The organism is Paenibacillus sp. V4I7, from assembly GCF_030817275.1.
GTDB lineage: Bacteria > Bacillota > Bacilli > Paenibacillales > NBRC-103111 > Paenibacillus_E.
Genome location: NZ_JAUSZD010000002.1, coordinates 6834809 through 6849114, shown reverse-complemented (window position 1 = coordinate 6849114; position 14306 = coordinate 6834809). Strand labels below are relative to the sequence as shown.

Annotated in this window: 11 protein-coding genes; 5 read left to right on the top strand and 6 right to left on the bottom strand. The window is 47.6% G+C overall.

The window, feature by feature from the left end:
* The first annotated feature begins 2 nt into the window (after positions 1–2).
* The 4 genes from QFZ80_RS31980 to ptsP all read left to right on the top strand — a co-directional run bounded on the left by QFZ80_RS31980 (position 3) and on the right by ptsP (position 3957).
* The gene (locus QFZ80_RS31980; protein ID WP_307562765.1) at positions 3–1376 is read left to right on the top strand and encodes a PTS fructose transporter subunit IIC; all 1374 of its coding nucleotides are present in this window, start codon (positions 3–5) and stop codon (positions 1374–1376) included.
* 72 nt (positions 1377–1448) lie between these two features.
* Positions 1449–1901, top strand: coding sequence for a PTS sugar transporter subunit IIA (locus QFZ80_RS31975; RefSeq protein WP_307562763.1), 453 nt, complete (start codon positions 1449–1451; stop codon positions 1899–1901).
* A 16-nt stretch (positions 1902–1917) separates the two neighbouring features.
* A complete protein-coding gene (locus QFZ80_RS31970) occupies positions 1918–2196 on the top strand; it encodes an HPr family phosphocarrier protein (RefSeq protein WP_307551475.1) in 279 nt (92 codons plus the stop codon).
* A gap of 39 nt (positions 2197–2235) precedes the next feature.
* Positions 2236–3957, top strand: coding sequence for a phosphoenolpyruvate--protein phosphotransferase (gene ptsP, locus QFZ80_RS31965; RefSeq protein ID WP_307564291.1), 1722 nt, complete (start codon positions 2236–2238; stop codon positions 3955–3957).
* A 50-nt stretch (positions 3958–4007) separates the two neighbouring features.
* On the opposite strand, the gene QFZ80_RS31960 is transcribed toward ptsP, so the two are convergent.
* Positions 4008–5606, bottom strand: coding sequence for an S-layer homology domain-containing protein (locus tag QFZ80_RS31960; RefSeq protein WP_307562760.1), 1599 nt, complete (start codon positions 5604–5606; stop codon positions 4008–4010).
* 835 nt (positions 5607–6441) lie between these two features.
* Here QFZ80_RS31960 and QFZ80_RS31955 point away from each other — a divergent pair.
* Positions 6442–7017, top strand: coding sequence for a nitroreductase family protein (locus tag QFZ80_RS31955; protein WP_307562758.1), 576 nt, complete (start codon positions 6442–6444; stop codon positions 7015–7017).
* Between the two features lie 142 nt (positions 7018–7159).
* Here the strand turns inward: QFZ80_RS31955 and QFZ80_RS31950 are convergent, their stop codons facing one another.
* The 5 genes from QFZ80_RS31950 to QFZ80_RS31930 all read right to left on the bottom strand — a co-directional run bounded on the left by QFZ80_RS31950 (position 7160) and on the right by QFZ80_RS31930 (position 14143).
* Entirely contained in the window at positions 7160–8074 is a 915-nt protein-coding gene (locus tag QFZ80_RS31950) for a pseudouridine-5'-phosphate glycosidase (protein WP_307551480.1), read from the bottom strand.
* Positions 8075–8082: 8 nt separating this feature from the next.
* A complete protein-coding gene (locus tag QFZ80_RS31945) occupies positions 8083–9186 on the bottom strand; it encodes a carbohydrate kinase (protein WP_307562756.1) in 1104 nt (367 codons plus the stop codon).
* A gap of 160 nt (positions 9187–9346) precedes the next feature.
* Positions 9347–9733 carry a hypothetical protein gene (locus QFZ80_RS31940; protein ID WP_307551483.1) on the bottom strand — a complete coding sequence of 129 codons (387 nt, stop codon included), beginning with the start codon at positions 9731–9733 and terminating at the stop codon, positions 9347–9349.
* Between the two features lie 143 nt (positions 9734–9876).
* Entirely contained in the window at positions 9877–12480 is a 2604-nt protein-coding gene (locus QFZ80_RS31935; protein WP_307562754.1) for an Ig-like domain-containing protein, read from the bottom strand.
* Between the two features lie 373 nt (positions 12481–12853).
* The gene (locus QFZ80_RS31930) at positions 12854–14143 is read right to left on the bottom strand and encodes a glycoside hydrolase family 18 protein (RefSeq protein WP_307551487.1); all 1290 of its coding nucleotides are present in this window, start codon (positions 14141–14143) and stop codon (positions 12854–12856) included.
* Positions 14144–14306: the final 163 nt, after the last annotated feature.

Below are 14306 nucleotides of genomic sequence, written 5' to 3'. Positions count from 1 at the left end.
CTATGAAAAAGATTCTTGCTGTTACTGCTTGTCCAACCGGTGTTGCACATACGTACATGGCTGCTGAATCCTTAGCAAAAGCTGCTAGAGAAAAGGGTATTACGATTAAAGTAGAAACCAGAGGAGCTGTCGGCGTAGAGAATGAGTTTACCGAGCAGGAGATTGCCGAAGCTCATGCCATTATCGTAGCTGCGGATACGGATGTGTTAGAATCCCGTTTTATTGGTAAGCCGGTTGTTAAAGTCCCTGTGGCGCAGGCAATCAAAAATCCAGCAGGCCTTCTCGATGAAGCGTTGAACAAAGAAGCGGCTTCTGCGGATGATTATCTAAAGCAAGTAGAGCAGTCGAAATCTCAGCGAAGCGCTTCACGAACAGGCGCGTATAAGCATTTGATGACTGGTGTTTCAAACATGCTTCCTTTGGTTGTTGCTGGCGGATTGCTCATTGCACTCTCTTTCATTTTCGGAATTGAGGCATTTAAAGAACAGGGTACATTTGCCGCAGCTTTAATGGACATTGGCGGCGGAGCAGCTTTTGCGCTAATGGTACCGATCTTGGCGGGATTCATCGCCTTCTCCATTGCGGAAAAGCCGGGCTTGGCGCCAGGTCTTGTTGGTGGGATGCTCGCATCAAAAATGGGAGCAGGTTTCCTTGGCGGAATCATTGCCGGATTTCTCGCGGGTTATGTCGCGAAGCTGTTGAAAGATTATATCAAGATGCCTAAGAATTTTGAAGGCTTGAAACCTATTCTAATCATTCCTTTATTGGCTACTGGAATTACTGGACTTTTAATGATATATGTCATTGGCGAACCCGTAAAAGCAATTATGGATGGTTTGACGGTATGGCTCAAATCGCTCGGATCCACGAATGCCGTATTGCTAGGTCTTCTGCTGGGAGCGATGATGGCCTTCGATATGGGCGGCCCTGTGAATAAAGCGGCATATACGTTCGCGGTGGGTTTGTTGGCCAGCAGTGTATACGGTCCGATGGCAGCAGTGATGGCTGCTGGTATGACACCTCCGCTTGGTTTGTGGTTGGCAACAATACTGGCTCCGAAGAAATTTACGAAGGAAGAGCGAGATGCCGGTAAAGCGGCTTCTGTTCTGGGAATTTCATTTATCACGGAAGGTGCCATTCCGTTTGCCGCAGGCGATCCGTTCCGCGTGATCCCTTCGATCATGGTTGGCTCTGCTTTAACAGGCGCTTTATCCATGCTGTTCGGCGCTACGTTGCGCGCTCCTCATGGAGGGATCTTCGTCCTGCCGATCCCGAATGCCGTCGGCCAACTGGCTATGTATGCTCTAGCTATCGTAGCAGGAACGCTTGTTACAGCCATCATGCTGAATATATTGAAGAAGCCTGTAAGAGACTAAAATTTTACACCAATTAACCGAGCACAGGGGGACTGAACATCTTTTCCCCTTTACATTTAGGAGGATACCCATATGAATATTAAAGAATTGCTGAATGAGCAAAGCATTTTAATTCCATTGGAAGCAGCAAGCAAAGAAGAATGTATGAAATCCATGATCGACGGACTTGCAGCCGCTGGCTGTATTACGGATAAAGCAGCATACCTGGAGGCGGTTTTGAAACGGGAAGAGACCGGTTCGACAGGTATAGGCTTTGGGGTCGCTATTCCTCACGGGAAGTCGAACGGAGTCAGCAAGCCGGGTGTTGCTTTTGCCAAGTTGACTGGGCCTCTTGATTGGAAATCGCTGGATGACCAGCCTGTTAGGATCGTCTTCATGATCGCTGTGCCGGAGGCGGCCGCAGGCAATGAGCATCTCCAAATTCTGATCGCGCTCTCCCGTAAGCTGATTAACGAGGAGTTCCGTGAAAGCTTGTTGAAAGTGACTGAAGCGCAGCAATTAATAACGATTTTAGAAACCATTTAAGAGGAGAACAAAAAACATGATTACGAAAGAACTTACAATCCGGAACGATTCCGGCTTTCATATTCGCCCTGCCCAACTGTTTACGGAAAAAGCGGGATCATTTCAATCAACTGTAAAGCTTGAATATAAGAGTGAACCTGATATCACGATCATAGACGGGAAAAGTATTCTAGGTCTTATGACGCTTGGGTTGGAGAAGGGTTCGGTCATTACCCTGACAACAGAAGGACCGGATGAACAAGCGGCATTGGATGCTTTGGCTGAATTGGTGGAAAGCGGCTTTGGAGAAGCATAAGAGCTGCCTATTGCAGCTTGAGGGATAGGAGGAACTATGATGACGGAGAGAGTACTGCAAGGGCTTGGGGTTTCCGCCGGCATTCGCACAGGCAGAGCATTCGTGTACGCCCCAGTGCGACTAACGGATGTAGAGAAAAAGAAAACCCAAGATGTCGATGCCGAGGTTGAACGGCTTCGGGAAGCCAAATCTGCTTGCCAGGCTGAACTGCAAGTTCTGATTGAGAAGGCGCAGCGTACGCTTGGGGAAGAAAAGGCTGTGATTCTGAAAGGGCAGATCAGCTTTCTGCAAGATCCAACCTTTTATCCACCCATGGAGAAATTAATCGTGGGCGAGCAGAGGACAGCGGAAAGCGCGATTCATCAAGTGGTCACGCAGATTGCTGCTTTGTTCGAAAGTATGAAGAATGAATATATGCGGGAACGCGCGGCAGATGTCCGCGATGTAGGAAACAGGATGTTCGCTCAGCTATGTGAACGCAAAGGAACACAACTGTCCGATATCGGGGAGCCTGTTATTCTCGTAGCTGATGATCTGACACCTTCCGATACAGTTCAATTGGACAAAAATTTGGTACTCGGCTTTGTCACTCGTATAGGTGGAAAGACTTCCCACACCGCTATTTTGGCCAATTCATTAGGAATCGCAGCGATCCTAGGATTAGGGGATGGGATTGATCAGATTCAGCATGGAGATGAGCTTCTTATTGATGGCTCGACCGGAAACTGTATCTTAAACCCATCGGCCCCAACCAAAGAATCCTACCACGTTCTCATACAGCGTGATGAAGCCGAGAAGGCTGAGCTGCTGGCGTATGTGGAACGAAATGCTGTCACAAAGGACGGCTTCCGTGTCGAATTGGCTGCAAACATCGGTACAGTGGAAGAATCGGCAAGCCTGCTGAACCAAGGGGCTGAAGCGGTAGGACTGTATCGTACAGAGTTTTTATTTATGGGACAATCTCAAATGCCAGACGAGGAAACCCAATATAAGGCTTACCGGGCCGTGACAGAAGCAATGAAAGGACGTCCTGTTGTTATTCGTACACTCGATATTGGCGGCGATAAGGAGCTTCCTTATCTGGATTTGCCGAAGGAGATGAATCCCTTTCTTGGCTACCGAGCCATTCGACTTTGTCTGGACCGTAAGGAGCTGCTTATTACCCAGCTTCGTGCGGTTTTGCGAGCAGGAGTTCACGGTGATGTGAAAATCATGTTTCCGATGATTTCGGGCATGGAAGAATGGCGTCAGGCGAAAGAAATCTATAAGCAGGCTCGCGAACAGCTCAGCCAAGAAGGAATCCCTTATGCGGATTCAATAGAATTGGGGATTATGATTGAAATTCCGTCAGCGGCCTTGCTTGCTTCCAGATTTGCTAAAGAAGTGGACTTCTTCAGTATCGGGACGAACGATCTTGTGCAGTACACGGTTGCTGTCGATCGTATGAATGAGAAGGTAGCTTATTTATACGATTATTTCCACCCCGCCGTCATTCGACTGATCAAGATGGTCATCGATGCTTCTGACGATGTAGGCAAATGGACCGGCATGTGCGGCAGTATGGCCGGTGACCCGATTGCTGCACCGCTTTTGCTCGGCTTAGGTCTGCATGAATGGAGCATGGCGGCTTCATCGCTTTCCAAGGTGAAGAAAGTGATTACGGATTTGAATCGCAGCGATTGCGAGGCGCTAGTTGAAAGGATTTTGGAGATGGACACGGCGGCCGAGGTTAGAGAAGCATTGCTGGCGTTTAAGCCATAATTTAAAAAGACCGTCAGGGTGCTATCCCTGACGGTCTTTCTTTGGTTCTACTATCGATTAAGCGTCACGTAGCTTGTTGCTTTTTCACCTGTTGAAGTTACTGCTGTTAATTCGAAAGAAGTCACATTACCAGTCACAGTAACTTTTCCGGCCGCGTCAACTGCTACGGTACCTGCAGCATCCCCCTTAATATCATTCGTGATGAAAAGGGTGCCTAGTGCGAAATTGTAGCCTTTAATGTCCGCACTTTTGTACTTAATGCCGTAGTTATCTGTGATGGAAAGATCCATTTCCGTAAAAGCATCGAAGGAGTAGACGCCACCTGTTACCGTCTTCTCGATGGAAGTTTGTCCTGCTTTTATTTCCTTGGCAGTGATCGCGTCGCTTTTAACCGTGACAGTAACGTGTAATTGCTTTGCGTCGCCATTTCCAATTTGAACAAGGACACTGATGTCTGCAGTTCCCGGCTTGTTGCCAAGAACGTATGCATGATGGTCTGAGGTAAGAGCAACTTTAGCAATGCTAGAATCAGAGGAATGAACGGATTGAACAACCCCAGGGATAGCAATGGGATCTCCACTTGCCGATGTCACCTTAATTTCAATTTCTTTAGCTAATTTACTTTGTGTTGGGTCTTCAGCTTTTGCTTTGTCAACGAGACCGTTTGATCCTGTTGCTGCATCTGTTAGACCGCTATCGAGCACACTTGCTAATGTGTAGGTGCCGACAATCGAAACGTTCCCTGTGCTAGGAGCTGTAACGCTAAAGCTCCCGGTTGCAGTTTGAACAGTAGAAGCATCGAGTCCACCGAGCGTAACCGTGTAATCGCCTGCTGCGAGCGCAATAGTAGTCGTTAATGTTACTGATTGACCATCACTAGCCCATTCAGTTGTCGTAGGTACGACAGTTGTGCCATTTTTCAAAGTGAGTGTTGCTTTGCTGGCATCCACTTTTTTATTGAAAGTAACTTGAACCTTCTTATTGTCGGAAGAAGAGGCTTGCGTTTTTGTAATCGATATGCGTGTTTGGTTCCCGAAAGCTTGCTGAGCTGTGTAGGAGCTTAAAACAAGGTCAGCGCGATTAGCAGACTGGTCGCCAGATTTATTAGTAGGGTGAATACCAAGCTCGGTTGCTTGTTTCACAGCATCTGCGTACCAAGGTGAGCCTGTCATGGAAATCTTTTTGCCTAAACCTTTAAGCAGTACGGTATCCAGCTGAGCTGTCGTTACAGAATCGCCGGGAACGAAAGTAGTATCTGTAACACCGTCTATGAGGCCTGCTTTTTTGGCTGCTTCAATATAAGGGATAGCCCAGCCATTTGCTGCATCATTGGCATTAACATCTGAGAAACTGGACACCTTAACAGTAGGATCAACGGTGATGTTATAAATCAATGTAGCTACTTTAGCAAATTGAGCACGGGTCATATTTTGCGTAATGCCAAATGTGCTGTCCGAGACACCTTCAAAAATACCAGCTGCAATCATCGCATCAATCTTAGCTTTAAGCGCGGCATCACTACCGGCCAAATCTGTAAAATCAGCACTTGTTTTGGCTGCAGCGGAAGCAGTGTGAGAAAGTGTAGCCGAAGTAAATAAGGAGAAAGCCATTGCGGCCGTCGCGATCATCGTGAGTTTAGTGGATTTCATAGTACCTCCAAGGGTTAATTATATAATTTGAAACTAGCAATCTATCGTGCTTGTTATGTTGCTATAACTATACCTTGCATGATGGAGTACGTCATTGTCAAATTCTTGGCAGTCTCGGTGGGAGAGTGCTAAGTGAGAATGATAATTAAACTCATTCACTAACTTTTATTTATTCGCTTTACAATTGTAAGTATAATGGATATAATTACCTCAGCACCACAAACAAGTGAGGAGGCTGAGAACATGGGTAAATGCGCATGTGGTAACACACAAAACACGGAAGGTAACTGCGATGGTTCACACGCTAAAAAAGATAAATAAGTCTTATAAATATAGGTGGAAAAGGACTTCCTCGAATGTTAATTCGATGAAGTCCTTTTTTTCGTGCAGCCTAGTGAGAGTTTGATTGAAATTAAAGCTAAGAAGTGTGGCATGCTGGAAGATCCTTGGTTCGATGCAGTGTCCAATGAAAACAATCTCATGATCCAGTGACTATTTTTCCTGGTGGTTTTGTTTGTTTTCTGCTTTTGAGAGGGGAAGAGGGAATTAGGAAGGCAAGTTGTACAGCGTACAACAATTTCCTGAATTTCTTCTGGGAAAGCTCAGGTTGTTGTATATTGTACAACAATGTAGCCGTTTTAGAGGCTTTAGAGCTACTGTTGGCTGAAATTGTTGTATTTTTTTCAACAATCGCGTGGAAAGCAAGGATTAGCTTACATAGTGTTGTACAAAGTACAACATCAGTATGAATAAGCTAGCGAATGTAGGTTTGCAGAGGGAGCTTGGGTCGTGTAACAATAGAGATAGAATAGCAAAAGGGAGAGGAATGGGATTCATGGATATAAACGAAGCGATTCGCCATCGCCGCAGTATCGGGAAGGTTAAACAGGATCCTGTCGACAAATCACTTATCGAAGAAATCCTTGAAGCGGGTACTTGGGCGCCTAACCATTGTCATACAGAGCCATGGAGGTTCTGGGTCATGACCGGTGAAGGCAGAAGATTGTTGGGCAAAGGCTACGGTGAGGTAGCCTTTGCGGAAGCGGATCCGACGCTTTCTGAGGAGGAGTTATCCAAGCTGAAAAGCGCTCAGGAGAAGAAAGCGTTCCGCGCTCCTGTTGTTATTGCTGTGGCCGTAACACCTTCAGTGAAGGCTATAGTTCCGGAGATCGAGGAATATGCGGCCGCGCATGCCGCAGTGCAAAATATGCTGCTAACAGCTCACGCATTAGGCCTAGGAACGATATGGCGGACGGGTGCACCTACCTATCATCCGAAGATGCGGGAGGCGTTCAGCCTAGTGGGAAAAGAGGAACTGGTTGGATTCATCTACATCGGCTACCCAGACATGGAACCACCGAAGGCAGCGCGGGTGCCGTTCGCTCAAAAGACAACATGGGTAAACGAGTAAGCGTAAAGATTTATCGAACCTAAATGAACCGTCAGGGGATAGGTGAAGTTACCCCTGTCAAGTAGATGGCGACATTCAAAAAACGAGCCGCCAGAACTTCTGGGGCTCGTTTTTTTGAGAAGTCGAGGTCAGATGGACTCGACTACTTGTTCTTAAGGGCAACTGCAACCTGCGCGGCCGTTTGCGCGTTGTGGTAAACGAGCGCGATGTTCGTCTCCAAGCTGCGACCTTCGGTCAGCTGTTTGATGCGCGCTAGCAGGAAAGGCGTGACCTTCTTGCCGGTCACGTTTTGATCTTTGGCCTCAGCCAGCGCCTGCTGGATGACGCCTTCGATCGCGAGATGGTCCATCGCGGATTCCGCGGGGACCGGATTGGCGATGATGGCGCCACCGGCGAGGCCCAGCTCCCACTTGGTGCGCAGCATAGCCGCCACCTCGGCTGCCTCATCGAGACGGAAATCAACGCCGTAGCCGCTTTCGCGGGCGTAGAAGGACGGGAACTCGCTCGTTTTGAAACCAACCACGGGTACGCCGTGGGTTTCCAAATACTCGAGCGTACGGCCAATATCGAGGATCGACTTCACGCCTGCGCAGACGACGGCGACGTTCGTTTGTGCCAGCTCCGTTAAGTCGGCGGAGACGTCCATCGTTACTTCACCTTCGCGGTGAACACCGCCGATACCGCCGGTAGCGAACACTTCGATGCCAGCAAGCGCCGCGCCGATCATCGTTGCCGCTACGGTCGTTGCGCCGATTTTGCCGGATGACAGGATGTAAGGGAAGTCACGACGGCTGACTTTTTCTACATTGGCCGTTGTCGCAAAAGCTTCTAACTCCTGCTCGTTTAAGCCGATTTTGATTTTGCCATCCATAATGCCAATCGTTGCTGGAACAGCGCCGTTGTCGCGGATGATTTGCTCAACCTTTTTAGCCATTTCAATGTTCTGCGGATAAGGCATCCCGTGGGAAATAATCGTTGTCTCCAAGGCTACGATTGGCTTATTGTTCGCCAGTGCATCTTTCACTTCGTCGGTAAATGTCAGGTAGGAAGTATTCATAATAGGGATCAGACTCCTTTAGTTATCGATTGTATGGTTTGTTGCAGTCGTTCTTCGGTTAGCTCACTAGCTACGGATTGATCGGTTTGAAGCGTAATCTGTGCCGCAGCGAGACCATAGGAGCAGGCGTCCATATAGGTATGTTGATGCATCACACCATAAGCGATTCCAGCGACGAGAGCATCGCCTGCTCCGGTTACTTCCACGACGTTGGTAGGAATAGGAGGGAAAAGCTGCTCGCCTTCTTCGCCAACATACATCACACCCGCGCTGCCGAGTGTAATGAATACGTGTTTCACGCCCCGTGCCTGAATAGCTCTAGCCAGCTTGTCGTAATCTTGATCTATTATTTCTATCGAGGCACCGGCAAGCTGACAGGCTTCCTCAAGGTTAGGGAAGATCGCTGTAACACCATGAAGCTCCTGCGGGAGCTTTTTCGCTTTTTCGGAAGAGACAGGATCTATGAATAGCGAGATGCCTTCGTCCTTACAGCGCTTAATTAATTCTTGGAGCGTACCTGCAGGCAAATTTGTATCGGCAATAACCAGCTGGGAAGCAGCAATATGGGACCATTTGTCCATCAAAAGCTGGGGGGTACATTTATCGTAAATTTCCATGTTGGCAAAAGCCAAAAACATCTCGCCCGTGGTATCGAGCACAGCCGTGTAGGTTCCCGTGCTCTCGCCCTGCAGGACAATCGTTTGGCTAACGTCGACACCGCGTTTTCGTGTTTCTTCAAGCACCCACTGGCCAGCCTTATCGTCACCGACAACCGTTAGGAGTGCTGTCCGGCAGGATAAACCAGCTAGTGTTTCTGCGATATTGCGCGCAACACCGCCGCAGGAATCGGTGACCGTGACCGGATTCGAGGAGCCCAGTCGAATGGTCTGCTTGCTGACCGCTTTGCTGTCGAGGTTCGCGCCGCCGATACACATGATTGTAAGTTCATCAGATGTGACATAGGCTCGGCCTCGGATCGTCCCTTTCTTGGTCAACGCAGCGATATAGCCGGCAACAGCAGAGCGTGAAATACCTATCATACTGGCTATTTCAATTTGGGAAATGAATGGATTTTGACGTATGAGTGCTAAAATTTGCTGTTCACGATCCATGAAAAGCTCCTTTCAAACGAAGAACTGCCTTTAGTTTAATGCAAACAAAAACAAATGTCTATGTAATAAACAAATGTCCGCAAACAATCTAACGGAACAGAAAAAAGCCTTCCCCTAAACCGGGAACAAGGCCTCTTTAACCAACCTTCAAATTTTCACATTAAGTCCGGGAACGTTTGCGGAGTCCGAGCAGTCCGAGTAAACCAAGCAGACCGAAGTAATTCCACCAGGGCGGAGCTTCGTCATTCGCTCCACTTGCTGCCTGGGCATGGACCGTTAAAGCCTTCATCGACGTTGGCGGTGTAAGTCCATATGCCGCTGCATGACTGTTCATGTTGTCCATTGTACGTAAATGAGCATCCGCGCCAGGCATGCCGAAAGGATTCGTTTCAAAGAAAGTTGGTGAGCCTTGTTTGGCTGCTTCCCAACTATCTGCTTGCGAAATCATTTGCTGGTCATGAGAATGCATACGATACTGATGAGCCCCAAGGAGGGCTGTGATTGACAAAAAAGATACTATCCCCAACTTCATAAATCTAGAAACCATGATCCATACCTCCAAGATTTGTTGAATGGGTTCTGTAAGTGTAGGTATGGATATATTCCCCTATGTGCAAGAACTTATGCTGCTTTCTGTAAAATTGAAAAAAACCGCTGTCCCCCAAATTGGGAACAACGGTTTCATTGGTATTACTTCGTAACTGTCACTTGTACGGTCGTTCTCATGTTGGAATACGTGACCGTAATTCTAGCAGTCCCTTTACCTGTTGCTCGGATGATACCATCCTTCACATCAGCAATCATGATGTTTGATGATGTCCATAATGCAGGCTTGGTTACATCTTCTTCAGACCCGTCTGTGTAGGTTGCCAAAGCCTCAATCTTAGCCGTTTTGCCTTCTTGCAGCTCGATTTTGACGACGTCGGTTTTCAAATATTTCAACGAATCGATTTCCACGGGAATAGCGACCATTTTACCGCCGAAGGACCCGGTGATCGTTGTTTTACCTGAAGCAGTTGCTGTGAAAAGCCCATCCGTAACGGTTCCTAGCTTATAGGCCATGACTTTCCAAGTTGCTGTTTCCGTGACATCTTTGGTCGTGCCATCCGCTAAAGTAGCGGTTAATTTCACTTGAACTTGATCACCGCGTTTGGTGACGATGAAAGTTTTATCAGCGACTAGTGTCTGAATCACGCCGATTTCAACCGGAATGGATACACTTTTACCGCCATAAGTTGCCGTTATGGTTGCTTTACCTCGGGAAACCGGTGTTACAACACCCTTGGATACTAGCGCGATCGAGCTGCTGCTTGATTTCCACTCAGCCTCATTGGTGACAGTGCGAGCTGCGCCGCTAGCATCTGTTGCTGTCAGCACGATAGATCTTGTTTCATTCATGTCAAAAACTAGATTGGCGACATTCGCCGATAGATCACTGGCCATATCCACTGTGACCGAGATTGTAACTGTCTTGCTATCTAGTTGAGCAGTGAGGGTCGATTCTCCAGAAGCTATAGCTTTTACTTTACCTCCGTCAACCGTGGCAACTTTGAGATTACTGCTTGTCCAGATGACATCTGCGGCTGCATTGCTATTTTTTGTATCATCGGTATAAATAGCTTCTGCTGTCAAAGTAACAGAGTCGCCTTTTTTCATCACTAGCTTTTCTTGACTGACTGTCAAACTTTTCAGTACGCCAACCGATACTTGAATGCTGGTTGTGCGTGTACCATATTTCCCTGTAATCGTTGCTGTGCCGGTAGAGATCCCTGTGATTTCACCGTTGCGGACTTCGGCGATATCTTTGGAACTGGTCGTCCATTCTGCCAGGGATGTGACATCCAATTCTCTGTTGTCTTTGAAATAAGCGGTCAACGTGACTTTATCGGACCCGCCTTTTTGTAAATTAACAGCTTTTTTATTTGCTTTGATGGTCGTAGGGATATCGACTTCGACTTTGGTTGTCGTTGTTTTGCCGCCGTATTTAGCGGTTACCGTGGCTTCACCGGATTTATAAGCTTTAACTAAACCTTTACTGACAAATGCAACGGCGTCGTTATCCACGCTCCAAGTCGCGCTATCTGCGATGGTATTGTCGCTTGTACCATCGGCATAAGTAGCAGTCAGAGTAAGGGCGGGAAGCACTTGACCTACTTGCATAGAGAGTAGGTCGGTACTAACGACTAAACGACGAGGAACTTCAACGTCAACGTTAGCTGTAACTACTTTATCACCGTATTTGGCATAAATCGTCGCCTCACCAATGGATATGGCAGTTAGCTTACCTTTGGTGACTTGGACGATATCTTCATCACTCGAAGCCCATTCGGCGCGATCTGTAAAGTCAACCGGTGTAGCGTTGTCGATGTAGGTAGCTTCTAATTTCAGATCTTTCATTGCATTTTTCTTCATTAAGACATTTGGTTGATCTAATGTGAGTTTCAAAGTACTGTCTACATCAACTTTAACCGTTGTCGACTTAGTACCGTATGTAGCAGTTAAATTAGCTGTACCTACACCGTAACCTTTAACTGATCCATTTATTACATCAGCAACGTTCGGTTTGTCAGTGGTCCATACTGCTTTAGCGGATACGTCAGCATTTGTACCATCTGGGTAGGTAGCGTTCAGTACGATTGGTTCCGTTCCATTAAGCAGTAAGGATATACTGGATTTCACAGCATCAATACGTCGTACAACTTCAACATCGACTGGCAATGTCAGGGATTGATTCATGTATTTGATCGTAATCGTTGCACTGCCGGGATTTTGTCCCTTCACTAAACCATTCGTTACCGTCACAATTGAGCTCGTATCGACGGTGTAATCAGCCTTGCTCGTTACATCTTCGGAAGTGCCGTCATCGTAAAAGGCTGTAATCATAACTTGCTCAGTCGCATTAAGGCGAAGAGCCATGGACTGTTTATCTTTGGTTAATGATTTCACCTTTTTGCTAACATCGACGTTCACGATTACGGTCTTACCCATATACGTGGCAGTTATCACGGCCTTGCCTTCTTTTTTGGCTGTTACCACACCCGCATAGACGGAGGCAACATCGGTAGAACCTGAATTCCAATCGGTTTTGACGGTCGCATTCTCGGTAGAGCCGCTTACGAAAATGGCGGTTGCCGTCAGATTGGCTGTATCTCCGACTTGCAAGGCAAGCTCGTTTTTATTTAGGACGAGTTTAGAAATCTCATCAGCTGCAAAAGCGGTTCCTGTTACTAAGGATTGCGTAGCTAGAATAAAGATAAATACCATGGATAACCACTTACTGTGTCTAGACTTCATTTCTCTCGTTCCCTCCATTGTTGTTCCTCTACGATTTAAAAATGTAAATTATGGAACGCTACTATTATCGGAAGCTAGGGGTTTAAAATGAATAGATGTCACAATAAATACCCAAATACATCCAATAGTTTTACTTCCATACTTACCAGCAAGTTTGTGCGTCACGCCCTTCCCATTTGGATGATCATAAGGATAACTGATAAAAATAAGTTCAATCTATGTAATTGGTAAAAATTACTTAAGCTTAGACGGGGGGCTGCGAATAAAGGTTGCAGCAAGTTGTTATTATTTACGGAGGCAGGCGAAGACTACAAAAAGGAGGGTCCACCAAGGGATCCTCCTTTCTTTATGAGTGCGTCGCTTCAATCCGATGCTAAGATCGCTTCACGACTTTGAAATTTTCCTCAAGGAGCAGCCAGTTTTGCGGAAATTTAAGACCAAGCTTCCAGTAACTAATCCCGCGTAAGCCGAGCTCTTTCATTAAACGGAATTTCGCTTGAATGGAGCGTGCGTCCTCGAACCAGACGGTGTGTTCCTTGCCAGCATCGTCCCAATAGTTGAAGTGCGGGGCTTGCGCCGTGTAATCATATAGGATCTGCGCATTATGCTTGCGAGCCAGGTCAATAGCCGCTTGCGGAGAAACAGCCTTAGCATAAGCACCCCCTGGGACAAAGGGCAGCGTCCAGTCGTAACCGTACAGATTTTGGCCCATCATAACTTTGGAAGCAGGCATCTCGCTTATGGCGTACTCTAGCACTTTGCGCACGGGGCCGATGGGGGAGACAGCCATAGGGGGGCCGCCGCTGTAGCCCCACTCGTAGGTCATGATGACGACGAAATCGGCGATTTGGCCATGCGCTCTGTAATCATGCGCAGTGTACCAGGCGCCGGTTTGAGCGGCGCTTGTTTTCGGCGCGAGCGCCGTAGACATCAAGTAGCCCTCTTGATGAATTTGTGCGGCTGCTTTCCGAAGGAAGCGCGTGTAGGCGTCGCGATCATCGGGGAACAGATGCTCAATGTCGAAATGGATATCGCGGAATCCATATTGTTTGGCGGTGCTTTTAATGGTCTGAAGCAGACGATTCTGAACGGTATCGTTGGTGAGGATGATATGCCCGAGCTCAGCGCTGAATTGGTCCTTTTCCAGATTGGTCACAACCATCATCAAGGTGACGCCATGCTGCGAGGCAATCCCACGAAGATCGTCCAGCGGTGGGGCTTGAAGGGTGCCATCCCGATTGATGCGGAAGCTGAATGGAGCTAAGTACGTAAGATGAGGAGCGGCTTCCTTGGCGGATTGAATGAGAACGGGCGATACGTCAGTCCCGCGAGGCTCTATATAAGCATTCACTTCTGCCTGCGTACGAGGCGTTGGCGGAATATAGAGGCGAAAGCCTACAGGTAAAGATTGATACAAGGTTAGTCTATTGACAGAGGCGAGGGTCTGCAGGTCGATTCCGAGCTTTCGGGCAATCAGATAGAGCCCTTCACCTGGCTGTACCCAGTAGTACGAGCCAACAATCGGAATGACCAATGCCTGTCCGATGACCAGGGATTGGCTGGGGGTCATCTCATTGGCTGCTGCGATTGTATCCACCGACACTCCGTACGTTTGCGAAATGCGGTATAACGACTGTCCCTTCTGGATAACGTGAATTTGCATAGGGGTTCCTCCCTTTCTTCGTAAGCAAAGGCGTTACATCCGAGCCTACTTTTTCTTTACCTTATTCCAAGGAAAGGAATTGGGTGTATGTCTACTTGAAAATGTCTACTGGAAAAGCAAAGAACCCTGACAACCATGCCGCGCTGCGGTAGGAAGAATCGAG